This window comes from Ammonicoccus luteus (assembly GCF_050880385.1).
In the GTDB taxonomy this organism is placed as follows: domain Bacteria; phylum Actinomycetota; class Actinomycetes; order Propionibacteriales; family Propionibacteriaceae; genus Enemella.
Window position 1 is genome coordinate 295,900 of record NZ_JBNZCI010000002.1, and the last position, 21,824, is coordinate 317,723.

Annotated in this window: 24 protein-coding genes; 9 read left to right on the forward strand and 15 right to left on the reverse strand. The window is 68.5% G+C overall.

Annotation, left to right across the window (positions count from 1 at the left end; genetic code table 11):
* The first annotated feature begins 2 nt into the window (after positions 1-2).
* Positions 3-1,055, forward strand: coding sequence for a DNA integrity scanning diadenylate cyclase DisA (gene disA / locus ACQ260_RS06730; RefSeq protein WP_432558648.1), 1,053 nt, complete (start codon positions 3-5; stop codon positions 1,053-1,055).
* Between the two features lie 10 nt (positions 1,056-1,065).
* On the opposite strand, the gene ACQ260_RS06735 is transcribed toward disA, so the two are convergent.
* A complete protein-coding gene (locus tag ACQ260_RS06735; RefSeq protein WP_432558649.1) occupies positions 1,066-1,938 on the reverse strand; it encodes a hypothetical protein in 873 nt (290 codons plus the stop codon).
* A 60-nt stretch (positions 1,939-1,998) separates the two neighbouring features.
* On the opposite strand from ACQ260_RS06735, the gene ACQ260_RS06740 reads away from it, so the two are divergent.
* The 3 genes from ACQ260_RS06740 to ACQ260_RS06750 all read left to right on the forward strand — a co-directional run bounded on the left by ACQ260_RS06740 (position 1,999) and on the right by ACQ260_RS06750 (position 4,897).
* Complete coding sequence (locus ACQ260_RS06740; RefSeq protein WP_432558650.1) at positions 1,999-2,892, forward strand: iron-sulfur binding domain-containing protein; 894 nt, start codon at positions 1,999-2,001, stop codon at positions 2,890-2,892.
* A 188-nt stretch (positions 2,893-3,080) separates the two neighbouring features.
* Positions 3,081-4,430, forward strand: coding sequence for a tyrosine-protein kinase domain-containing protein (locus ACQ260_RS06745; RefSeq protein ID WP_432558651.1), 1,350 nt, complete (start codon positions 3,081-3,083; stop codon positions 4,428-4,430).
* Positions 4,427-4,897 carry a hypothetical protein gene (locus ACQ260_RS06750; RefSeq protein WP_432558652.1) on the forward strand — a complete coding sequence of 157 codons (471 nt, stop codon included), beginning with the start codon at positions 4,427-4,429 and terminating at the stop codon, positions 4,895-4,897. Before ACQ260_RS06745 ends, ACQ260_RS06750 begins: the two co-directional genes overlap by 4 nt.
* On the opposite strand, the gene ACQ260_RS06755 is transcribed toward ACQ260_RS06750, so the two are convergent.
* From ACQ260_RS06755 to ACQ260_RS06770, 4 genes are all read right to left on the reverse strand, one after another.
* The gene (locus tag ACQ260_RS06755; RefSeq protein ID WP_432558653.1) at positions 4,886-5,713 is read right to left on the reverse strand and encodes an EamA family transporter; all 828 of its coding nucleotides are present in this window, start codon (positions 5,711-5,713) and stop codon (positions 4,886-4,888) included. The genes ACQ260_RS06750 and ACQ260_RS06755 overlap by 12 nt on opposite strands.
* Entirely contained in the window at positions 5,710-6,192 is a 483-nt protein-coding gene (locus ACQ260_RS06760; RefSeq protein ID WP_432558654.1) for a DUF3592 domain-containing protein, read from the reverse strand. The genes ACQ260_RS06755 and ACQ260_RS06760 overlap by 4 nt, the downstream gene beginning before the upstream one ends.
* Complete coding sequence (locus ACQ260_RS06765) at positions 6,189-6,806, reverse strand: SGNH/GDSL hydrolase family protein (RefSeq protein WP_432558655.1); 618 nt, start codon at positions 6,804-6,806, stop codon at positions 6,189-6,191. Before ACQ260_RS06765 ends, ACQ260_RS06760 begins: the two co-directional genes overlap by 4 nt.
* A gap of 132 nt (positions 6,807-6,938) precedes the next feature.
* Positions 6,939-9,476: an ATP-dependent Clp protease ATP-binding subunit gene (locus ACQ260_RS06770; RefSeq protein WP_432558656.1), complete on the reverse strand. Its 2,538-nt coding sequence runs from the start codon at positions 9,474-9,476 to the stop codon at positions 6,939-6,941.
* A 168-nt stretch (positions 9,477-9,644) separates the two neighbouring features.
* Between ACQ260_RS06770 and ACQ260_RS06775 the strand changes: the two genes are divergently transcribed.
* Complete coding sequence (locus tag ACQ260_RS06775; RefSeq protein ID WP_432558657.1) at positions 9,645-10,475, forward strand: sulfite exporter TauE/SafE family protein; 831 nt, start codon at positions 9,645-9,647, stop codon at positions 10,473-10,475.
* 13 nt (positions 10,476-10,488) lie between these two features.
* Here ACQ260_RS06775 and ACQ260_RS06780 read toward each other — a convergent pair whose 3' ends face one another.
* A complete protein-coding gene (locus ACQ260_RS06780) occupies positions 10,489-12,072 on the reverse strand; it encodes an ATP-dependent DNA ligase (RefSeq protein WP_432558658.1) in 1,584 nt (527 codons plus the stop codon).
* 75 nt (positions 12,073-12,147) lie between these two features.
* Here ACQ260_RS06780 and ACQ260_RS06785 point away from each other — a divergent pair, with 75 nt between their 5' ends.
* Together ACQ260_RS06785 and lepB are read left to right on the forward strand one after the other, a co-directional pair.
* Positions 12,148-12,552 carry a hypothetical protein gene (locus ACQ260_RS06785; protein WP_432558659.1) on the forward strand — a complete coding sequence of 135 codons (405 nt, stop codon included), beginning with the start codon at positions 12,148-12,150 and terminating at the stop codon, positions 12,550-12,552.
* Positions 12,549-13,283: a signal peptidase I gene (gene lepB / locus ACQ260_RS06790; protein WP_432558660.1), complete on the forward strand. Its 735-nt coding sequence runs from the start codon at positions 12,549-12,551 to the stop codon at positions 13,281-13,283. Before ACQ260_RS06785 ends, lepB begins: the two co-directional genes overlap by 4 nt.
* Before the next feature lie 28 nt (positions 13,284-13,311).
* Here lepB and ACQ260_RS06795 read toward each other — a convergent pair whose 3' ends face one another.
* Both ACQ260_RS06795 and ACQ260_RS06800 read right to left on the reverse strand, forming a co-directional pair.
* Positions 13,312-14,223: a hypothetical protein gene (locus ACQ260_RS06795; RefSeq protein WP_432558661.1), complete on the reverse strand. Its 912-nt coding sequence runs from the start codon at positions 14,221-14,223 to the stop codon at positions 13,312-13,314.
* A 5-nt stretch (positions 14,224-14,228) separates the two neighbouring features.
* Positions 14,229-14,561: a histone-like nucleoid-structuring protein Lsr2 gene (locus ACQ260_RS06800; RefSeq protein WP_432558662.1), complete on the reverse strand. Its 333-nt coding sequence runs from the start codon at positions 14,559-14,561 to the stop codon at positions 14,229-14,231.
* Between the two features lie 92 nt (positions 14,562-14,653).
* Here ACQ260_RS06800 and ACQ260_RS06805 point away from each other — a divergent pair, with 92 nt between their 5' ends.
* Positions 14,654-15,586: a hypothetical protein gene (locus ACQ260_RS06805; RefSeq protein ID WP_432558663.1), complete on the forward strand. Its 933-nt coding sequence runs from the start codon at positions 14,654-14,656 to the stop codon at positions 15,584-15,586.
* Between the two features lie 7 nt (positions 15,587-15,593).
* Positions 15,594-16,703, forward strand: a complete 1,110-nt coding sequence (locus ACQ260_RS06810; RefSeq protein WP_432558664.1) for an NADH-quinone oxidoreductase subunit D-related protein — start codon at positions 15,594-15,596, stop codon at positions 16,701-16,703.
* A 74-nt stretch (positions 16,704-16,777) separates the two neighbouring features.
* Here ACQ260_RS06810 and ACQ260_RS06815 read toward each other — a convergent pair whose 3' ends face one another.
* The 7 genes from ACQ260_RS06815 to ACQ260_RS06845 all read right to left on the reverse strand — a co-directional run bounded on the left by ACQ260_RS06815 (position 16,778) and on the right by ACQ260_RS06845 (position 21,816).
* Positions 16,778-17,446: a hypothetical protein gene (locus tag ACQ260_RS06815; protein WP_432558665.1), complete on the reverse strand. Its 669-nt coding sequence runs from the start codon at positions 17,444-17,446 to the stop codon at positions 16,778-16,780.
* A 75-nt stretch (positions 17,447-17,521) separates the two neighbouring features.
* Complete coding sequence (locus tag ACQ260_RS06820) at positions 17,522-17,980, reverse strand: DUF3180 domain-containing protein (RefSeq protein WP_432558666.1); 459 nt, start codon at positions 17,978-17,980, stop codon at positions 17,522-17,524.
* 74 nt (positions 17,981-18,054) lie between these two features.
* On the reverse strand, positions 18,055-18,606 hold the full coding sequence (gene folK, locus ACQ260_RS06825; protein ID WP_432558667.1) for a 2-amino-4-hydroxy-6-hydroxymethyldihydropteridine diphosphokinase: 552 nt from the start codon (positions 18,604-18,606) through the stop codon (positions 18,055-18,057).
* A complete protein-coding gene (gene folB, locus ACQ260_RS06830; RefSeq protein ID WP_432558668.1) occupies positions 18,603-18,977 on the reverse strand; it encodes a dihydroneopterin aldolase in 375 nt (124 codons plus the stop codon). Before folB ends, folK begins: the two co-directional genes overlap by 4 nt.
* Before the next feature lie 191 nt (positions 18,978-19,168).
* Positions 19,169-19,960: a dihydropteroate synthase gene (gene folP, locus ACQ260_RS06835; protein WP_502219705.1), complete on the reverse strand. Its 792-nt coding sequence runs from the start codon at positions 19,958-19,960 to the stop codon at positions 19,169-19,171.
* A gap of 103 nt (positions 19,961-20,063) precedes the next feature.
* Positions 20,064-20,633, reverse strand: a complete 570-nt coding sequence (gene folE / locus ACQ260_RS06840) for a GTP cyclohydrolase I FolE (protein ID WP_432558670.1) — start codon at positions 20,631-20,633, stop codon at positions 20,064-20,066.
* A 22-nt stretch (positions 20,634-20,655) separates the two neighbouring features.
* A complete protein-coding gene (locus ACQ260_RS06845; RefSeq protein ID WP_432558671.1) occupies positions 20,656-21,816 on the reverse strand; it encodes a DUF418 domain-containing protein in 1,161 nt (386 codons plus the stop codon).
* Between the last annotated feature and the right edge of the window lie 8 nt (positions 21,817-21,824).

The following is a 21,824-nucleotide window of genomic DNA, read 5'->3' on the forward strand; positions in this document are numbered from 1 at the left end:
AGGTGAACGACATCGAGATCAGGGCCCGCGGGATGCGAGCGGTGCTCGCCCCGGGCACGCCACTGCGCGCAGGGCTCGAGCGCATCCTGAGCGGGCGCACCGGCGCGCTGCTGGTGCTTGGCACGTCTGAGAAGGTGCGTCGGATCAGTTCGGGTGGTTTCGTCCTGGACGAGCCCTTCTCGCCGACGGCGCTCCGGGAGTTGGCCAAGATGGACGGGGCCATCATTCTGTCCGGCCACGGCGACCGGATCCTGGCCGCCGCGGTCCAGCTCATGCCGGACCCGACCCTGCCGACGATGGAGACCGGCACCCGGCACCGCACCGCGGAGCGAGTGGCCCAGGAAACCGGGCTGCCGGTCGTCACCGTGTCTGCTTCGATGAACACCATCGCCCTCTTTCTCGGGGATCGCCGCTTTCAGGTGGAGGCGCCCGCTGCGATTCTCGGCCGGGCCAACCTCGCACTGCAGACCCTGGAGCGCTATCGCACCCGCCTCCAGCAACTGCTGGTGCGGCTATCGGCGCTGGAGGTCCAGGACCAGGTCACGGTCCACGACGTCGCTGTGATCGGCCAGCGCCTCGAGATGGTGCGCAGGCTCGAGGCGGAGACCGCGGACTATGTGACCGAGCTCGGCACGGATGGCCGTTTGATCGGGCTGCAGCTCGTGGAGGCCGACTCGGGGGTCGGCCACTTGTCTGCTCTCCTCGCGACCGACTATGCCCCCGAGGACATCGATGGGTTCGGCTTCCACCACTTGGCTGAGCTCAGCGATGCCGCGCTGGTGGACACGGCCCTCGTGGCACGCGCGATCGGGTTCGAGGACTCCCTCGACGACCCACTGGTCGCCCGCGGCTATCGACAGCTGGCCGGCATTCAGCGGCTCCCCAGCAGCGTCGTGGAGAGGTTGATCAATCACTTCGGCGGGCTGCAGGGAATCATCGGTGCCACCTCCGCGGAACTGCGCGAGGTCGAAGGAGTCGGGGATCACCGCGCACGTCTCATCCGGGATCTGCTGGCGCAGATCGCGGAATCTATGTATGGCCAGCCCCTCGACTGACCAGGATCATTCAGGCTTCGAACTGCAGGACCAACTGGGCCGGCCCCGCGTTGGCCAGTTGGGCGGTGACGACATAGGTGCCGGACCCCATCGGCTCCGGATCGGTCTTGCACTGGGCCATTGACCGGTCGGCCCGCCATTCCATCTGCCACTCCAGGCTGCGCCCCGCAGCGAGGACCGCACCCCGCGGCGGCATCCCCGCCACACAGTCGTGGGAGGACCAGATGCGATCCTGCCCGGAATGCACCTTGAGCTCGAAGGTCTTGTCGTTGACGAGGATCGCGCAGTCCTTGTCGGAGGTATTGGTGATGCCGATCGCATACATCACCGGATTGTCCTTCCGCACCTGCGTCGGACCATCGATGGACACCTTGACGGCCTTGTCATCGCACATTGCCGGTGTCTGGCCGCTCACCTGTTCCATGAGCGACGCGGGCCGGTGAAAAGTGTTCTCGGGCTCGGGCGGCAGCGGGTCCTCACTGACGGGCGGCGCAGCGGACGTGTTCGGGATGGCGGGCCGCGTGGGTCCGGTCGACGGGTTCGGGGCTGCCGGAGCCTGCTGCTGTCCGGACTCATCCGCGGGTTCTTCGGCCCTGGCCGGAGCACGTCGGCTGGTTTCGGCCGACGACGGGACGGGAACGGCTTCTTCCTCGATGACCCTGTCCATCGGCGCGGGCGCCTCCGGTGCGGGTGCGGCGGGAGCCGGGGCCTGGGGTGCGGGCCCGGTGGGCTCGGCCACCACCGGAGCGTCGGCGCGGCCAATGTTCGCAATCATGAATCCCAAGCCGACCACCAGCACCACGACGACGAGCACAGCCGCGGCTCGACGAATCCAGTACGTCCGCGCGTCTTCGGGCCCGACGGGATGCAGCAATCCCTCCATGCCAGCAGGTTAGATTCCCCTGCTCGTGGAATCAGGGTGCCACGCCGGTAGGGTCGCCGGGTGCCCGCCGATCCCGCGACTTGCCCCGACACCGCGTCAGCGGTGATCGAGACGGTGTCGGCGTGGTTCGAAGAGAACGCCCGGGATCTGCCGTGGCGAAGATCGGACTGCAGCCCCTGGGGCGTGCTCGTCAGCGAGTTCATGTTGCAGCAGACGCCCGTCGCCCGAGTGCTCGAGCCCTGGCGCCGCTGGCTCGACCGGTGGCCGACGCCCGGCGCACTTGCTGCGGAGCCCGCGGGTGAGGCGATCCGGGCGTGGGGCCGGCTGGGTTATCCGCGCCGGGCGCTGCGACTGCACGCGGCTGCCGTGGCGATCGAGGAGCGGCACGAGGGCGAGGTCCCCAGCGACATCGCGGATCTGTTGGCGTTGCCGGGGGTCGGGGACTATACGGCGGCGGCCGTTGCCAGCTTCGCCTTCGGTCAGGCCCACCCGGTGCTCGACACCAACATCCGGCGGGTTCTGGCGCGCGCGTTCACCGGCCTGCAATTTCCCGCGCCCGCGCCGACGGCGGCCGAGCGGCGGCTCGCGGCTGCGCTCGTCCCCGCCGGCGGCGCCGCCACGTGGGCGGCCGGGTCGATGGAGTTGGGTGCCTTGATCTGCACGGCGGTGAACCCGACGTGCGGGGCGTGCCCGATCGCGGGTCACTGCGCATGGTTTGCGGCCGGGCGTCCGGCTCACGATGGCCCGCCTCGTCGCGGTCAGGCGTACGCAGGCACCGACCGCCAGGTCCGCGGACTGCTGCTGCAGGTGCTTCGGGAAGCCGAACAGGCGGTGCCGGCGGGACGACTCGAGACGGTCTGGCCCGAGGCCACCCAGCGCGAGCGGGCGCTGGCGGGGCTGGTGGCGGACGGACTGGTGGTCGAGGTCGCCGAGGGGTACGCCCTGCCGCGCTGACCGCCAACCGGGCGCTGGTCTCAAGTGCGACTTCAGAGAATGGTCTCAAAGTGGCAACAGCGAGCCCGGGAAGTGTTCAGATCGTGCGGGTCCTGCCAAGGTTGAGAGAAGCCTGAGCAGGTCACCATCCTGCTCTGTCCGAAAGCAGCACAGGCGGCTCTGGAGCCGCGACAGACCGGGGATGCACGATGGATGTCCAAGATCAGCTGAGCGTGGTGCGACGCTATTGGCGGAGCACCGCAGCGACCCTGCTGATCGTGATCGCTTTGGCCGCGACCTTGAGCCTGCTGCAGGCCCGCACCTGGACGGCTTCGGCCTCGGTCTTCGTCTCGGTCGAGAACGGTGGCAGTGGCGAGCCGGGTCAGGGTGTGAACGCTGAACGCCTCATCAAGTCCTTCGTCGAGGTGGCGCGGTCCCCCTTCGTGCTGCAGCCGGTGCTCGACAGCCTGCAACTGGATGCCACGGCACAGGACTTGATCGACGACGTTGCCGCATCGTCACCCGAGGACACCTCCGTCATCGAGATCTCGGCCGCTCGCCCGGATGCCCGGGAGGCGGCCGATGTCGCCAACGGTGCAGCGGAGAGCCTCGTCCGTGCGATCGCCGAGTTGTCTCCTCGCGGGACCGACAACGCACAGGTGGCGCAGGCGACGATTATCGAACGGGCGGTCCTGCCGACGTCCCCCACCTCACCCAGCCCCACCCGGAATCTGCTCCTCGGGCTGCTTCTGGGAATGCTGTTGGGTCTGGGACAGGCGTTGCTCCGCGACCGACTCGACCGACGCGTCCGCACAGCCGGTGACATCGCGCGAATCACCGACAGTTCTGTGGTCGGAGCCATCACCAACCAAGCCGACGCAACCGACCACCTCGACCCGGCCTCCGACGAGGAAGCGTTCCGGGCCCTGCGCACCAACCTCGGGTTCCTGAGGTTGGGCGGTCAGCGGCGTTCGTCTCTGGTCTTCACCAGTGCGCTGGCCGGCGAGGGAAAGACCGCGACCGTCACCCGCTTGGCGAAGATGCTTGCAAAGGCCGGCCATCGGGTGCTCCTGATCGACGCGGACCTGCGCCATCCCTCGATCATGACCCGGTTCGGGCTCGAGGACTCGCTGGGATTGTCCTATGCCCTGAGCGGGCAGGCGAGCGCCTGGGAACTGGTGCGACCCGGCGTGGAGCGCGGGCTCGATGTCCTTGGCGCCGGCGCTGTCCCGCCGAATCCGGAGGAACTGCTCGCGTCCGAGGCGATGTGCCGGTTCCTGAGGTCCGCGGAGGTGCGGTACGACTACGTCCTGCTCGACGCCCCACCACTGCTTCCGGTCGCGGACGCGGCGGTGCTCGCGACCCAGGTCGGCGGCGCCATCGTGGTGGTGCGCAGCGGAGTCGTCAGCGAGCGAGAGTTGGCCACCGCCCTGGCGACCCTGGCGGATGCCGGCGGGCAGGTCGTCGGCATCGTGCTCAACGACCTGCCCAGCAGCAGCAACGGGAGCAACGGCGCACCCGCGACCGGGCTCGACCGACGAAAGGTGGAGCAGCGATGACGACTGTCCCGGCGTGGTATCGGCGGTATCTCCGCACCGTGTGGCTGTGTGACGGCACGGTCATCATCGCCGTCTGGTCGGTTGCTTTCCTCGGCGGCGTCGGCGGCGACTTCACCCGCGACGGTGTGGCCCACGGTGTCGTGGGTCTGGCGATGGCCGCAGCCTGGTGGCTGTTGTTGGACCTTCGGGGATCGCGCGGCCGGAACGCTGTCGGCCGGGGCCGGGCCGAGTTCAAGCGGGTGATCGGTGCCACGGCGGACACCTTCGGTGGCCTTGCCCTCGCGTCGGTGATCCTGGAACTGCACCCGTCGCCGGCAATGTTCGTCGCGGTGCTTCCGCTGAGCATCCTGCTGCTCCTGGGCGGGCGCTGGCTGGCCCGCCGGGAACTCCGGCAGCAGTGGGCGACCCGCCCGCCCGTGCCCGCCCCGGACGCCAAATCGCCCGAGGCGACCGGCTCACTGTCCTGAGCGGGCTGCCCCGGTGGAGGCCACGATCACACAGGCCATCGCCAGCAGTTCGACCGGGCTGAGCGTCTCGCGCAGCAGGAGCAGCGCGGCCAGCGCCGCAGCGGCAGGCTCGAGGCTCATCAGGATGCCGAACACCCGCGGCGGGATCCGGCGCAACGCGATGAGCTCGAGGCTGTAGGGGATGACGGACGAGAGCAGGCCAACCGCCACACCGATCAGCACCACATCAGGGCGCCAGATATCACCGCGCTCCCCCGCGAGTGCCGGCCCCGTCACCAGAAGCGCCGCAATCGTGCTGCTCACCGCCAGACCATCCAGTCCCTTCCAGCGACCGCCGACGAGCTTGCCGGTGAGAATGTAGCCCGCCCAACCAGCACCTGCGAGCAGAGCGAAGACGACGCCCAGCAGGTCGAGATCGCTCGGGCCGAGCCCGAGGAGCAGCACTCCGAGACCGGCGAGACCGGCCCAGATCAGGTCCCGCCCGGTCCGGGACCCGAGCACCGCGACCGTCAACGGTCCAAGAAACTCAAGCGTGACGGCCAACCCCAACGGGATCCGAGCGAAGCTTTGATAGATGGCCCAGTTCATCAGGCCGAGGGAAGCGCCATACCCCAGCACCGCCCACCAGTCCTGACGCGTGCGACCCCGCACGCGGGGCCGGATCAGCACCAGAAACACCAGCGTGGACGTCACGAGCCGCAGCCACACCATGCCCGACGGGCCGACGTCGTCGAACAGCGTCTTGGCGATCGCCGCGCCCAACTGGACGGACAGGATCGAGCCGAGAACGAGCCAGACGGGCGAGGTGCGGGTCATCGCGATGTGGAAGCGAAACGCCGGCGGTTGCGCAGCCACTCCTCGGCGAACAATGCGAGCACCAGCCCGACGCCGCCGGCGATCGTCGCAGGCCGCCACAGCCACCATCTGTTCTCGACCCGCGCCTCGACCGGCGGTCCCATCCGATAGCGGACGGTGATCTCGCCACCCTTCTCCGGCGCCGTGCCACCGACCACGTCATCGAATCGGCGGAACTGGCCGTTGCGGTCGGGATATTCGACGGTCACACCATGGCGGTCGCGCCGTGACTGATCCGTCCCGGCCGGAACTGGCTGGACAGCGACCACCTCGCCGATCGCCTCTGCGGTGGTGAACTCGAACATCAGAGCCTGAACCGAGAGGACCAGAGCCACGATGAGCGCCAGGCCCGCTCCCGCGGCGGCGCCGAGGCCGAGAAGCCGGCGTACCCCCCGAACCCCGAAATCCGCCCGCTCGGGCTCTTTCACCCAAGCGTTCACCGCGACTCCCGGACGCATTCGGACAACGCCCGCCCGATCGCCCGGGCCCCCGCCTCGTTCGGATAGCGCCCGTCATCGCTCATCCCAGGGGCCCACAGGACCCCGTCCCGCACTTGGCCCATCGGATCGCACAACTGCCAGCCCTTGTCCCGGGCGAGCAACCCGAGGTTGCTGTTGAACTGAACGTGGACCTGGGGCCGGTCGTTGTGGGGCGGGATGGTGGAGAGCACGACGTGTGGGGTGCGGGTGCGTTCGACGATGGCTTCGAGATGGTACGCAGTCGTGTCGAACGCCAACACCCCCGCATCGTTCACCCCGGCGAGGATCAGCAGGGTGTGCGCGTCGGATCGCTGCACCGCGGAAGACAGGTCCTCGGTCGTTGCCCCCGCCGCCGCAGACGCGCCGAGCACGGTGAACTCGGGGTCGAGGTGGGCGACCCAGGACGGTGGGCCGAAGCGAAGCTCGATGACATCCGAGTCGACGGCCGCCAGCGAATCCCCCACCACATAGACGGTGTCGGCGTCCGCGGTGGCACCGCTGCAGGCCGCGAGGCCCACCAGGAACGGCAACGTCGCCAGCACAGCGAGGATCCGCCGACCCGTGAGACGTCCCATGCCGCTTGCTCCTCCAGTCCCGCGCCGACCCCGTTGGGCACCGGGCCAGCGTACTTGACCCGATGATCCCCAACCGGAACGCGAAGCGGGCCGGACCTGTCGGCCCGGCCCGCTTTCAGAGGGGGTTCGTCGTCACGCGTCGCCGTCGGCGTCGCCCGCGCTCAGCTCGACCGGAGGGGTGTCCGGCAGTTCGCCGGCCTTGGACCCCGTGAACGTGAACGGGTTCTCGAAGGAATCCGCCTCCTCGTTGACGTCGACAAGGACGATCTCGCCCGGCTTCACCTCGCCGAACAGGATCTTCTCCGCGAGGATGTCTTCGATGTCCCGCTGGAGCGCCCGACGCAGCGGGCGGGCGCCCAGGACGGGATCGAAGCCGCGCTTGGCGATGAGTTCCTTGGCGGCCTGCGTGAGCTCGATGCCCATGTCGCGATCCGCGAGGCGCTCCTCGATCTGCGCCACCATGAGGTCGACGATCCGCTCGATGTCGGCCTGGCTCAGCTGGTGGAAGACCACGACCTCGTCGATGCGGTTGAGGAACTCGGGCCGGAAGTGCTGCTTGAGCTCGTCCGAGACCTTCGCCTTCATCTTCTCGTAGCTCGACTCGGTGTCCCCCGCCTGCGCGAAGCCCAGGTTGACGGACTTGTTGATGTCGCGCGTGCCGAGGTTGGTGGTCATGACGATCACGGTGTTCTTGAAGTCGACCACGCGGCCCTGGGCGTCGGTCAACCGACCCTCGTCCAGGATCTGCAGCAGCGAGTTGAAGATGTCCGGATGGGCCTTCTCGATCTCGTCGAACAGGACCACCGAGAACGGCTTGCGCCGCACCTTCTCCGTGAGCTGGCCGCCCTCCTCATAGCCGACATAGCCGGGCGGGGAGCCGAACATCCGCGAAGCCGTGTGCTTCTCCGAGTATTCCGACATGTCGAGCGAGATCAGCGCGTCCTCGTCCCCGAACAGGAACTCGGTCAGGGCCTTGGTGAGCTCGGTCTTGCCGACGCCCGAGGGGCCGGCGAAGATGAACGATCCGCTGGGACGCTTCGGGTCCTTCAGCCCGGCCCGCGTGCGCCGGATGGACCGCGAGAGAGCCTTCACCGCGTCGTGCTGACCGATGTAGCGCTTCCCGATCTCCTCCTCCATCTTGAGCAGGCGAGCGGACTCCTCCTCGGTGAGCTTGAACACCGGGATGCCGGTGGCGGAACTGAGCACCTCGGCGATGGTCTCTTCGTCGACCTCCGCGGCGGTGTCGTTGTCGCCCATCTTCCAGGCTTCTTCCTTTTCCGCGCGCTGACCGAGAAGCTTCTTCTCGTCGTCGCGCAGGCGCGCGGCGCGCTCGAAGTCCTGGGCGTCGATCGCCGCCTCCTTTTCGAGGCGGACGCCGGCGATCTTCTCGTCGAACTCGCGCAGGTCCGGCGGCGCGGTCATGCGGCGGATCCGCAGTCGTGCCCCGGCCTCGTCGATCAGATCGATCGCCTTGTCCGGCAGGAAGCGATCCTGGATATAACGGTCGGCCATCTGCGCGGCCGCAGTGAGCGCCGCATCGGTGATGGTGATCCGGTGGTGCGCCTCATAGCGGTCCCGCAGGCCACGGAGGATGTCGATGGTGTGCGCGATCGACGGCTCGGCCACCTGGATCGGCTGGAAGCGCCGCTCGAGCGCGGCGTCCTTCTCGATGTGCTTGCGATATTCGTCCAGGGTCGTCGCGCCGATCGTCTGCAGCTCGCCGCGCGCCAGCATCGGCTTGAGAATCGAGGCCGCGTCGATCGCGCCCTCGGCCGCACCGGCCCCGACAAGGGTATGGATCTCGTCGATGAACAGGATGATGTCGCCGCGGGTCTTGATCTCCTTGAGCACCTTCTTGAGGCGTTCCTCGAAATCACCGCGATAGCGCGAACCGGCGACCAGTGCACCCAGATCGAGCGTGTAGATCTGCTTGTCGCGCAGAGTTTCCGGGACGTCGCCACGCACGATCTGCTGCGACAGGCCTTCGACGACAGCGGTCTTGCCGACACCGGGCTCGCCGATCAGAACCGGGTTGTTCTTGGTCCGCCGCGAGAGCACCGTCATCACGCGCTCGATCTCGGGCTCGCGCCCGATGACCGGGTCGAGCTTGTTCTCGCGCGCGGCCTGGGTCAGGTTGCGGCCGAACTGGTCGAGCACCGTCGAGCTCGCCGGCCCCTGGCCGCCGCCCTCGGTGGTCGCGCCGACACCGGCCGGCTCGCCCTTGCCGCCGCCCTGGAATCCCGACAGCAGCTGCAGCACCTGGTTGCGGACGCGGTTGAGATCCGCGCCCAGCTTGACCAGCACCTGCGCAGCGACGCCCTCACCCTCGCGGATCAGACCGAGCAGGATGTGCTCGGTGCCGATATAGGAATGGTTGAGCTGCAGCGCCTCGCGCAGTGACAGCTCCAACACCTTCTTGGCCCGCGGGGTGAACGGGATGTGCCCGGTCGGCGACTGCTGACCGTGGCCGATGATCTCCTCGACCTTTTCCCGCACAGCCTCGAGCGAGATCCCGAGCGACTCCATAGCCTTGGCCGCCACGCCCTCACCTTCGTGGATGAGACCCAGAAGGATGTGCTCGGTGCCGATGTAATTGTGATTGAGCATCCGGGCTTCGTCCTGGGCGAGCACGACGACCCGCCGGGCCCGGTCAGTGAACCGCTCGAACATGTATGTCTCCTCACGCGACGCCACCCTCACGGCGCCCTGCTCGCAGCGCGCCCGGCGACGCCGAACTCCTGGTATCCCCCAACTCTAGTCGCACCTTGCAGCAGGGGTGGGCCGTCAACCCTCAGGTTGACCGGCCTGAGCCGGACTGGCTCAACTCCAAGATGCCTCGTGAGGGAACAACGCCCGGGGTCACGGGGTCATTCCCGGCTGGGCGGCGTTCGCCATGGGCGTACGCTGCTGCTCGGTATGGAACTCACAACGTTCGGGCTGCTCATCGTGGCGGGGATCGGCACCGGGATCATCGGTTATCTCACCGGCCTGGCCTCGCTGGTCAGCTATCCCGCCCTGCTGGCGGCTGGCCTCTCGCCGGTGACAGCCAATGTGTCGAACACGCTCGGGCTCGTCGGCATCGGCATCGGCACGACCGCTCGTGCGGGGCGCCAGTTCCGGGGCGAACGCGGATGGCTGGTGCCACAGCTGGCCGTTTCGGCGGTCGGCGGTCTGGTGGGTGCGGTCCTGTTGCTGACCGGCGGCGAGAGCACGTTCGAGGCGATCGTGCCGTGGCTGATCATCCTCGGTTCGGTGGCGCTGCTGGCCCAGCCGTGGCTCGCCCGATTGCGTGGCGAACAGGACAATCGGACGGTCTATCTCGTCGCGCTGTTTCTGATCTGTCTGTACGGCGGCTATTTCGGCGCCGGCGCCGGGGTGATCTATCTCGCGGTCACCTTGATCGCCACGTCCGAACCGTTCGGGCGCGCGATGGTGCTGAAGTCGATCCTGCTGGGGGTCACCAATCTCGTGGCCGCGGTCGCCTTCATCGTGTCCGCACTCTTTCTCGGCGGTCCCGTGAACTGGCTCGCTGCACTGGCGCTGGGGCTGGGGTGCGTGGTCGGCGGCTGGCTCGGCCCGCGCATTCAGGAATATCTGCCCGAACGCGGCCTGCGGGTCTTCGTCGCCATGTGTGGCTTCGGCCTCGCCGCGTGGCTCTGGCTGCGCTGACCGGGCGACTCCTTCACTCGTGAGCTGACACGCCACCGCCGCCCAGTGCCCGCACCGCGTCGATCGTGTCCGCGTCGTCGGCGCACTTGTCGTCGCGATAGCGCAGCACCCGCGCGAACCGCAGGGCGACTCCCCCCGGATAGCGCCGCGATCGCTGCACCCCGTCGACGGCGATCTCCACGACCTGTTCGGGGCGGACGGTCACGACCCAGTCGTCGCGGTCGGTCGCCAGCTCGGTGAAGCGTTCGGTCTGCCACCGCAGCATCTCGTCGGTCATGCCTTTGAACGTCTTGCCGACCATCACGAAGTCGCCCGTGTCCGGGTCGCGGGCGCCGAGGTGGATGTTGGAGAGCCAGCCGCGCCGGCGGCCGCTGCCCCACTCCACCGCCAGCACGACCAGGTCGAGCGTGTGGACCGGCTTCACCTTGATCCTCGAGCTGCCCCGCCGGCCCGCGGCATAGGGTGCCGACGGATCCTTCACCACCACGCCTTCGTGTCCCGCCGCGACGGTCGCGTCGAAGAACTCCCGCGCCTCGGCGGGATCGTCGGTGCGGATGCCCGGGACCAGGAGCCCGGTGGCGTCACCGACCAGCCGCTGCAACGCGGCCCGTCGTGCTGCGAGCGGTTCGTCGAGCAGGTCGACCCCGTCAAGATGGAGGAGATCGAAGAACCACGGCGTCAGCGGCACCGGCGCCGTCTCGGAAGCGCCGGGCGCTTTCGAGCGGTCACGCTCACCCCGAGTGGCTGCCCGGGCGCCCGTGACCTGGAACAGCTCGGGGGTCCCGTCGGCGCGCAGCGCGAGCACCTCACCGTCGAGCACCGCCTGTCGACAGTCGAGTCCCGCCACGGCGGCGACGACCTCCGGCAGCCGGGCCGTGATGTCATCGAGGCTCCGCGTGAACAGCCGGATCCCGTCCGGCGAGCGATGCGCCTGGATCCGGATCCCGTCGAGCTTGCGCTCGACGACCCGTTCACCGTCCCGGGCGAACACCGTGGACAGGTCCGGCGCGGAGGCGGCGAGCATCGGGAGGATCGGCGTACCCACCCGCAAACCGATCTCCCCCAACGCCGCCGCACCGCCCCGCAGCGCGGGCTCGGCGACCGCGACGACCGAACCGGCCAGCATCGCCGCTCTGCGTACTGTCTCCTCCCCCAACCCGGCCGCCGACGCCACCGCCTGGAGCATCACGGCCGCGGACGCGCCCTGGCGCAGTTCGCCGCCGATCAGCCGCCGCAGGAACACCTGCTCGTCGGCAGTGGCCGAAGCGAAGAGCTCGGCCACCAGCCCTGCACGGCGGGCCGCGGATCCGGGACCGGAAGTCGTCGCCAGGTCGGCGAACAACCGTTCGACCTCGGCGAGGGTGAGCGTCGGCTCGGCTGCGGGTGGGGGCAGTTCGGCGAGAGTCCGCCAGCCGACGCCGAGTCGGCCTTGGGGGATGATCCCCGAGAGATACGCCGACACCTGCGTCACGCGGTCCACCGGGACCCGGCGCAGCAGCGTGGCCAACTCGGCCACCTTCGCGCGACGCGAAGCCGTGGCGGCGACCCGCACGGAGGTCTCGACGACCGCGGCCAGCAATGGCCCCTCAATGCTCATGTCGGGACTCTTGCACGGCGTTCCGACACTCGGCGAGCGGCTGGACGTTTGTCCCGCGTCGGTAGGCTGCGGGCCGTGACTGCTACCTCCCACCGACCTGCCGCTACCCCCGTCGTGACCCTGCTGCGCATCACCGCGCTCCTCACTGCGGTGGGAGCGCTGGCCCAGTTCCTGCTCGGCGGCTTCATGTTCACCGCCGACTATTCGGCCAGCCTGTGGACCGTGCACGGCTATATCGGTCTGGCCACGATCGTGGCCGGTGTGGTGGCGAGCGTTGCCGCGTTCATCAACAAGAAGAACGGCGGCAACCCGGGGCTCGCCTTCCACGTCCTCGGGACCACGGTGCTCATCGTTGTGCAATATGCGCTCGGAGAGATCGGCGGCTTCGTCGTCACCCACATGGTGATCGGCATCGCCATCCTGATCAGCGCAATCGCGATGGCCACCCTGGCCTTCCGCAAGCCTTTCGCCCGCAGGTGACCGATCGGTCTCCGGCGGGGAGACGCTTCCTCGGAGGCCTGAAAGAAGTCCTCCTCGTCGTCCTCGGCGCGCTGATCATTTCGGCGCTGCTGAGGGCGTTCGTGTTCGAACCCTTCACCATTCCCAGCGGGTCGATGCAGAACACCCTGCAGGTCAACGACAAAGTCGTGGCCCAGAAGATCACCGATTTCAAACGCGGGGACGTGATCGTGTTCTCCGATCCCGGCCAGTGGGTGACCGGGACCGGAACGGGCCGCACGAATCCGGCCGCGAAAGCTCTGGAGTTCATCGGGGTCCTGCCGAACTCGAGCGAGGACTTTCTGACCAAACGCGTGATTGGCCTGCCGGGTGACCGCGTCAAATGCTGCGATGCCGAGGGCCGCGTGACGGTGAACGGCGCTGCGCTCGATGAGGGTGAATATCTGTACGCCGATGCGGCTGGTCCGGTGCGCCCCTCCGAGATGGAGTTCGAGGTCGTGGTCCCGCGGAATCACCTGTTCGTGTTGGGCGACCATCGCAATGCGTCCGCCGATTCACGATGCCATATGGACGGCCCATCCGCGACGAACGCGTTCGTCCCGACCGATTATGTCGTGGGCGCCGTCGGGATGATTGTGGCGCCATTCGAGCGATGGCAGCAATTGCACACACCCGAGGTGTTCGCCGGGATTCCGCAACCGGAAGGCGATGCACCGACAGCACCAGAAATCATCGTGGCCTCGCACTGCTGAATCCGACGGTGCTGAGTCGCCGGCCTGCCTAGGGCTCGATGCCCAGGTCCGCCAGTTCTCGGTTGAGCCGCTCGATGAGCTCGGCGAACTCCGCCGTTTCCGCAGCGGCCCGCCGACGGAGGTTGTCCTTGTTCTCGGCTTCGACGGCGAGTTCGTCCCGTCGGGCGATCGCGGCCTGTTCTTGCAGTTCTGCAGCGGCGAGGGCCGACCGCAGCGCCGCCGCCCGCTCGCTGACTTCGGTGACCTGAGCCGTCTGGTCGGCCAGTGCCTCCGCAGCCGTTGTCGCTGCCGCGTCGGCGCGCTGCAATCTGTCACGCGCTTCCTCCCAGCGCGCCTCGGCCCGGCCGAGGTCCCGGCTGAGCCGACGCACCTCCGCCGGATCGGGCCCTGCCGGCACGGCCGGCGCCGCTGGCTTGGCGGGCGCGGACTGCGGGAACGGGATCACCGTCGCCAGGTCTGGAGCGGCGGCGAACAGATCCGCGGGCCCGAATCCGGCCGCCCGGACCGTTGCCGTCATCGCGCCTGCCAGGACACGATCGGCGAGCGCCGGATCGGCCATCGCCGCCTGGATGGTCTCGGACACCTCCTGGCGGACGCTGTCCGGGGCGGCATAACCGCGTTCGGCGCCCAGCGCGGTCGCGCGTCCGGCCAGGGAGTTGACCACTGCCCCGCGCAAGGCGGACAGCCTCCGCAATTCGTCCGGGTCAGCGTCCCTGTGCGCGCGGGCCAGGGACTCGCCAAGCTCAAGGACTTCGGCAAGCCTCTCCGTCTCGTGACGGGCGAGAAGATTCACCAACCAGGCGCCCCTGGTCGGCTTTCTGAGCGCTTTGATTGCGCGCGCGCCCCCTGCGTCACCAGCCGCCTTCGCCGCCGCCGCCAATCGATCACGGCCGGCGACGAAGTCCTGCCAAGGCCCGGCATAAAGCTCGCCGAGGTCCACGGCGATCAGCGCTGAGCGGCCTCGAACGCCTCGCGCACGTGGGCGGGCACGCGGCCACGACTGCTGACCTCCAGCCCGTTCGCTTGGGCCCAAGCCCGGATCTCGGTCGGTGAAGTGCCGCCGCCGCTGCTGCTCCGCCGACCTGTCGCGGTCCCCCGACCACGCGACACCTTGCGAGCGTGCCCGACCCACTGGGCCATTGCGTCACGCAACTTCTCCGCATTTTCGATCGACAGATCGATCTCATAATCCACGCCGTCAAGACCGAACCGAACTGTCTCGTCCGCGGTCGTGCCGTCGATATCGTCTTCCAGGATGATCTGGACCCGCTGGGCCATGGGCACCTTCCAAATTGCTGATGTGGGACGGGGGATTCCGCTATTTTCGAGCGTAATCTTTCAGAATGTTCCAGGCAACCTGAATCTGCACTATGGAGGAAGTTCTTTTGATTCCCGATTCGCCGGACTGGTGGGACCCCGACTTTTGGGGCACCAACCGGCCGCGGGAGCATTTCGACACACCCAGTTCGCTTTGCGCAGGCGCCCTGAGCTCGCTATTCCTGACCTGGATAAAGGAATTCGACCTGCGCGGACTGTTGGAGATCGGCGCCGGGGACGGCGCTATTCTCGACGAGTTTTCCGCCCGTGATCCTCTTTTGGATTGCGCCGGAGTGGATGTTCGCAGTTCTCCGCGCTCGGGGAAGTGGCAGGGAATCACGGCCGCCTGGGATGTGGTGCACGAGGAATGGCGCGGACGAACGCCGCCGTTGGGCTCGGATCCGCAACTCGCAATCGCTGTGGAATGGCTGGATGATCTGCCCGCGACCGTGGCGTGCCGTGATCAATGGGGAAGGCCGGTGGCGCTCGGGCCGAGTGGCCGCACGGCCGCGCTCACGCCGGCCGACGCCCGTTGGCTCGAGCGCTGGTGGCCTCGGCTGGAGCCGGGTGGACGCGCGGTGGTGGGCCACACGCGGGACCGCGCCTGGCGCTGGCTGGCCGAACGGCTGGCACCGGGCAGCGTGCTCGCGACGATCGATTATGGCCACATGGTCGACGGCCGCCCTGCCGACGGGGGTCTCGCCGCCCACCTGCGGGGTCGGCCGGTCCCGCCCGGCCCGGGGGCCAACGTGACCGCATCTGTCGCGGTCGACTCCTTGGCCGCGGCTGTCGAGGAGTTGGGCGCCGAACGACTCTGGTGCACCCGCTTGGCGGACCTGCCCGCCGATTTCTGGCCGGTCGGTGAGGCGCGAACACCCCTTGATGGGCTTGCCCTGCGCAGTCAACAGGCCCTCCTGCGCGATCCGGACCGTTTCGGCGCCTTCTGGCTGGTCGCGCACCGCGTCGGTGCGGCGCGCGAACCATAATGGTCCGGTGACCACGCAACGGATCCTCGTCGGCTCGCTGGCGGCCGGCCTGCCGGCCGACGCCGCGACGATCATCCTCGATCTGGGGCCCGACCATCCCACGCGGGCGGGATTGCTGGAGATCAACGTCGTCGCCGCCGGGGATGTCGTGACGTCGGCGCGTGTCCTGCCCGGAGCCATGCATCGAGGCGTGGAGAAGCTGTTCGAGGCCCGGGACTATCGCCAGATCCTCATGCTGGCCGACCGCCACGACTGGCAGGCGCCGTTCTTCGGCGAGCTTGCCGCAGCCGAGGCCTTCGAGGGGCTGCTGCGGTTGACGCCCCCGCCGCGTGCAGCTTGGCTCCGGACCTTGTTGGCCGAACACACCCGCATCCTGAGCCATCTTGGGTTCCTGGGTTGGGTAGCCCGCACCGACGTCGCGCTCGCGACCCGTGTGCGGGCGGCCCGGGAACGGCTGCGCGGCCAGACCTCTCGGTTGACCGGAAACCGAATCCACCCGATGGCTGTCCGGATCGGCGGCGTCGCGGTCGACCCGGATGGTGGCTGGCTCGACGACGAGGCCACGCTCATGACGGAGTTGAGCCAGCTTGCGCAGGAGCTCGCAGGGCTCCCCCTTCCCGGCGACGGCCTGGCCATGATCGACGCCGACCTGGTTGATTCGTTCGGTTTGAGCGGGCCGCTCGCCCGCGCGGCCGGCGTACCCCTCGACAACCGCCACCACGGCCCCTATGCCGAGCTGGGGTTCGACATCACGCGCTTGGGGACCACCGGCGACGCACGCGCCCGCTTCGCGCTGCTGGCCGCCGAGTGTCAAGTCTCAGCCGACGTCGTGCGGACCTGTTGTGCGCGGCTGCCGGACGGGCCCATCCAGGTGCGGCTGCCGAAGATCGTGAAACTGCCGGAGGCGGAGAGTTATTCGTTCGTGGAGGCACCGCTGGGGCGCACCGGGTTCCATCTCGTGTCCCGCGGGGACAAGACGCCCTGGCGGATGAAGCTGCGGAGCCCCTCATTCCATCATGTGGCGGCGCTGGAGGAGTTGTTGGTGGGTACGCCGGTTGCGGCGGTCGAGACCGTGCTCGCATCCGTCGGCTATGTGATCGGGGACGTCGACAAATAGGCGCGCGGCCCTGACATGCCAACGGCGCGCCCCGGATGGGACGCGCCGGTCAGCATCGGTCGCAGCGGTGCGGTTCAGGCCTGCTTGCGCACCTCGTCGGTGCTGGTCTCCGCGGGATAGGCAAGTCGCTGCAGGTCCACGACGGTCGGATAGTTGCCGTCTGCCCACAGGTCCTCGGCGGTGGGCAGTGCATCCCAGTCGGCCTTGGTTCCGTAACGCGGCATGGAGAGGACTTCCGCGTCGTCGGCGAGACCCTTGAGGATCCGGAGCTCGTCCTCTCGGGCGGCGAGATCGGTGGTGAGTCGCTTGATCTGGCGATCCCTCAGGACCACGTCAGCCTTCAGCGACGCATTGTCGCCCCGCAGGGACGACAGCTCGGTGCGCAACTGCCCGATGCGGATCTGCAGCTTCACGACCTCTTCGTCGCTGTCCTCGTTGGCCCGCCGGAGGACGTCCACGATCTCCAGGTTGCGCTGCCGCTCCACCGAGAGCTGCTCGCCGTGCGATCGCACCTGGCGCACGATTTCCTTGCCGTGCTCGATGCGTTCCTGGCGGGTCTCGCGCCAGGCGAAACGAATGGCCAGAACGCCGGCGATCAGGGCGAGTGCGATCCCCGCCCGGACGATCCAGATGGGACCGAAGGCGGCGGCTATGGCCAGCACGCCCCCCGCGCCCAACGTATAGATGGCGGCACGTCGCAGCGACGACGTGGTGGTGCGGCGATCCGCTTGCTGACTAGCCATGCGGGCATCCTAGGGGACAGGCAACGATAGCGGATTCCGGCTCGCCCGCCATTTCGCAATCTTCCGGAATTGCCATCAACGGTTCAGCGGTTCCTCATGCTCGTCCTCGTCCGGTGGCTCCGGGACGCGGCACGCACGCTCGAGCCAGAGTCCCGCTGCCATGATGAGCACGCCGGCCACCGCGGCCGTCAGGCCTCTGATGACTCGCTGTTGCGGGCCCGCGGCAGCAAGGTTGTCCGCGGAGACGAAAGCGAACACCAGATAGCCCGCCGTGATCGCTGCCCCGCCGATTGCGGATGCCTTGCCCAGGGCGAGAAAGGTCACCGCACGCTGGGCCTCGATCGGCTCCCGGCGGACCTGGATGCGGCGCCACGTGGTGAACGCCATGCCCGCGAGCAGTGCCGCCACGAACAGCAGGACCAAGGGTCCGCTCCAGGGCAGCAGTGGGGGATGCCCGATGAGGCGCTGCGTGACGAGCACCAGCACCAGGGAAGCCACCGCGCCCGCGAGTGCGGCGATGCCGAGAGTGCTCACCGGAGTGAGCCCCAGTCGGTCGCGCTCTCCGGGTTGCCCGGGATCGCTCGGCTCCCGGCCGGGCGGAGCCAAACTCAGGCCTCCACGACCAGATCGTCGCGACGGGTGATGCCGGACGTGTCCACCGTCGCCAGCAGGTCCGCCACGCGGCCGCGGCCCGGGATCTCGGCCTCGGGCGCGATGTCCGCCCACGGCGCGAGGACGAAAGCCCGCTCGTGCGCCCGGGGGTGCGGCAGCGTCAGCTCGGGGCTCTCGTTGACGGCACGCCCGACGACGATCAGGTCGACATCCAGCGTGCGCGGGCCGCGGACCTCCTCGCGGTGCCGCTCGTGCGCGGACTCGATCGCGTGAGCGCGCTCCAGGAGGACGCGGGCAGGCTGGGTGGTTTCCGTGACAACCACGAGATTCAGGAAGTCGGGGCTGCCGGCCGGGGCGTCGACCGGCTTGGTCTCATAGACCGGCGAGACGTCGACGATCACGAGATCCGGGGTGCTCGCCAGCGCCTGCACGGCGAGCTGCAGGTGCTCCAGTCGGTCTCCGAGGTTGGAGCCCAACGAGAACACGGCGGTCGACAGGGGACGCATGCCGCTCAGGGTGTCGACATCGAGGGCGAAGGGATGAGTCATCTGTTGCTCCTAATGATGGTGACCGAGACATCGGCGAGCACGACGGGAACAGGCGCCATCGGCTTGTGGACGGTCACTTCGACCGCGCGCACACGCTCGTCGGTTGTGCATCGATCGGCGATGCGGTGGGCCAGCGCCTCGATGGTGTCGAGAGCCGGCCCGGTCAGTTCTTCGGCGACCGCGGCAGCAACCGCACCGTAATCCACGGTGTCCGCGAGTCGATCGGAGGCGCCCACGGGCGCGAGGTCGAGAAAAAGAGTCACGTCGGCGCTGAACTGCTGGCCATGGGTGCGCTCGTGCGGGAGAACCCCGTGGTGCCCGAACGCGCGAATCCCCGTGAGGGTGATCCGGTCGGTGGCCTGTGGCTCCAACGCGTCGCCTCCTTTTGCTCGTTCTGCGCTGCTTCCGGTTGTGTGGACGTCACCGCCGCCCGGAGGCAACGCACCGCGCGGGCACGCAGAATCAAGGCATCCTGCGTTGACGGTCAAAGCACACTAGCCGACTCAGGGGGACCTCCGAACCGTCCACGGTGGGTGGACGGGGTCGAGCAGATGAACGGTTCTCAACGTCCGGACAAACGAGTCGCCACGGCTATGGCGTCCAGGTGCTGTCGCACCGAGTGCGTACGCACGGCCCAGATTCCTTGCAGCGCGAGAATCGTCGTGATCGCAGCACTGGCATCATCGCGTTCCTTGGGTGGCCGAGGCCGGCCTTCCGCAGCCAAGAGATCCCCGAGAAAACGTTTCCTGGAAACCCCCAGAAGAAGCGGAAATCCGAGCTCGGCGAGGACGTCCAGATGCTCGAGCAGGGCCCAATTGTGGGCTCCGGTCTTGGCAAAACCGATGCCAGGATCGAGGATCAGGCGCTCCGGCGCGATGCCCGCAACCAAGGCGGCCTCTGCACGAGCGGCGAGTTCGTCGCGCACGTCGATCACGACGTTCTCGTAGTGGGCGAGGTCCTGCATCTGCGTGGAGTGCGCGCGCCAGTGCATCGCGACGAAGGGCACGCCCAGCTCGGCCACCGCGGGGAGCATCGCGGGGTCGGCGAGACCGCCGGAGACGTCGTTGATGAGGGCTGCCCCCGCCTGGACGCAGGCGACGGCGACCTCGGCGCGCATCGTGTCGATGGAGAGGATCGCGCCCTCGGCTGCGAGCGCCTCGACAACGGGCAGGATCCGCCGGAGTTCCTCCGCGGAGTCGGTGCGGATGATCCCCGGACGCGTGGACTCGCCGCCGATATCGATCAGGTGCGCACCCTGTGCCAGCAGATCCCGACCGTGACTGATCGCGAGGTCATGGTCGAACCAGTCTCCGCCGTCCGAGAACGAATCCGGCGTGACGTTGATGATGCCCATCACCTTGGTGGGGCCGGGATCGAGAATCACGACGGGCAATGCTAGTGGCGCGGACGGTGGTCCGGTCCCAGCGGGTCAGGTTGGCTGCGGAGTGTCCGCGGGATCAGGACCCGATGATCAGGCTCATGGCTTCGGCCCGTGTCGCGGGGTTGCGCAACTGCCCGCGCACCGCACTGGTCACCGTCCGGGAGCCGGGCTTCTTGACCCCGCGCATGGTCATGCACAGATGCTCGGCCTCGATCACCACGATCACGCCCAGCGGCTGAAGGTGGCTCATGAGAGCGTCGGCAATCTCGGTGGTCAGTCGTTCCTGGACCTGAGGTCGCTTCGCATAGACATCGACGAGCCGGGCGAGCTTGCTGAGTCCGGTGATGTGCCCGTCCGGGCCGGGAATGTAACCGACATGGGCCACCCCTGTGAACGGAACGAGGTGGTGCTCGCAGCAACTCCACAGCTCGATGTCCTTCACCAGGATCAGTTCGTCATGCGCGATGTCGAAGACCGCGGACAGTGCCTCCTCCGGCGACTTCCGCATGCCGGCGAACATCTCGGCATACGCGCGCGCCACCCGATCCGGGGTATTCCGCAGGCCATCACGGTCGGGATCCTCTCCGATGCCGATCAGGATTTCGCGGACCGCTGCAGCGACGCGGTCATGGTCGAACTCACGCATGAGGAGGACTGTAGGGCACCGATCACCGCACGAGCACGCGGTAGGACGCGTGCCAGGCCCACTCGACGGGGCCTCGGGAGAACCGACCGAGCCACCATCGCGAGACCAGGACCATGGCCGTGCAGACCGCCAGATAGGCGCAGGCGGTCACCCAGAGCCGGGCGCCGGGATCGACGGAGTTCAGCCCCAGGCCCCACCCATGGAACAGCGCGGAACAGACGAGGTTCTGCAGGATGTAGCAGCTCAGCGCCATCCGTCCCACCGGAGCGAGCACGCCGCCCAGCCGACCACCGCCACCTCGCACCACGGTGGCGATCAGGGCGAGCAGGCCGATGGCCACCACTTGGGCCAGGACATAGCGGCAGATGAAGACCGCCTCCGGGACCAGCCACGCCAGGGCCAGGTCGAGGACCAGGGCGAACGCGCCGGCGACCATGAGGCGGACCCGCAGGGGCCGGGCTCGCTCCTCGAAGATGCCGCGCCGATGGAGCTCGGCTCCCAGCAGGAACATCGTCACCGAGAGGAACCCGATGAAGACCGGTTCCGCCCGGAACAGCACCGCGTGGTCGAGGCGGAGCACGACGAGATCCCACCAGGATCCGTCGCGATAGACCGCCTCGCCCGGCATCGCGCCGCCCGGGGCGTTGCCGACCGACAGCAGGAGAACCGTCAGCGCGGTCACGATCAGCAGGTGCAGGGCTCCGGCAAGGACCGCCCAGACCCGGCGTACCCTCGGCGTCCGCACGACGAGCACGGCGACGATCGCGCCCGTGACGGCGTAGCCCATGAGGACGTCGAACTCCGCGATCAGCAGGAAGTGCAGCAACCCCTCGGCGAACAGCAGCCCCATGCGGACCGGATAGCCCCCCGGCCAGCGGCGACCGCGTCGGGCTGCCGACTCGGCCTGGATGAGCAGACCGATGCCGAACATGAGGGTGAGCAGGCCCAGGAATTTGCCGTTGGCCAGCGCCATCAGCACCCGTTCGACCCCCTGCTGGACGGCAGGGGCGCCCGGCGAGGTCGGGTGGGTGAGATAGCCGAGCATGCCACCTGGGTGGCTGAACAGCCAGATATTGGTCGCGAGGGTGCCCAAGATCGCAATCCCGCGGGCGACGTCGAGGGCGCCGATGCGTGTCCGTGCATCGGGTGGGTGTGCCGAACGAACGGTGGTGGCGGTGGTCATGGCCCCTC

Bases quoted from the DNA above. Each gene is read 5' to 3' on its own strand.
- ACQ260_RS06770 (WP_432558656.1), bottom strand. From the start codon at position 9,476: ATGTTCGAGCGGTTCACTGACCGGGCCCGGCGGGTCGTCGTGCTCGCC.
- ACQ260_RS06745 (WP_432558651.1), top strand. From the start codon at position 3,081: ATGGATGTCCAAGATCAGCTGAGCGTGGTGCGACGCTATTGGCGGAGC.
- ACQ260_RS06815 (WP_432558665.1), bottom strand. From the start codon at position 17,446: ATGGCTAGTCAGCAAGCGGATCGCCGCACCACCACGTCGTCGCTGCGA.
- ACQ260_RS06800 (WP_432558662.1), bottom strand. From the start codon at position 14,561: ATGGCCCAGCGGGTCCAGATCATCCTGGAAGACGATATCGACGGCACG.
- ACQ260_RS06845 (WP_432558671.1), bottom strand. From the start codon at position 21,816: ATGACCACCGCCACCACCGTTCGTTCGGCACACCCACCCGATGCACGG.
- ACQ260_RS06735 (WP_432558649.1), bottom strand. From the start codon at position 1,938: ATGGAGGGATTGCTGCATCCCGTCGGGCCCGAAGACGCGCGGACGTAC.
- ACQ260_RS06765 (WP_432558655.1), bottom strand. From the start codon at position 6,806: ATGGGACGTCTCACGGGTCGGCGGATCCTCGCTGTGCTGGCGACGTTG.
- ACQ260_RS06780 (WP_432558658.1), bottom strand. From the start codon at position 12,072: ATGAGCATTGAGGGGCCATTGCTGGCCGCGGTCGTCGAGACCTCCGTG.
- ACQ260_RS06750 (WP_432558652.1), top strand. From the start codon at position 4,427: ATGACGACTGTCCCGGCGTGGTATCGGCGGTATCTCCGCACCGTGTGG.
- ACQ260_RS06755 (WP_432558653.1), bottom strand. From the start codon at position 5,713: ATGACCCGCACCTCGCCCGTCTGGCTCGTTCTCGGCTCGATCCTGTCC.
- folE (WP_432558670.1), bottom strand. From the start codon at position 20,633: ATGCGTGAGTTCGACCATGACCGCGTCGCTGCAGCGGTCCGCGAAATC.
- folK (WP_432558667.1), bottom strand. From the start codon at position 18,606: ATGACTCATCCCTTCGCCCTCGATGTCGACACCCTGAGCGGCATGCGT.
- folP (WP_502219705.1), bottom strand. From the start codon at position 19,960: ATGGGCATCATCAACGTCACGCCGGATTCGTTCTCGGACGGCGGAGAC.
- ACQ260_RS06805 (WP_432558663.1), top strand. From the start codon at position 14,654: ATGGAGGAAGTTCTTTTGATTCCCGATTCGCCGGACTGGTGGGACCCC.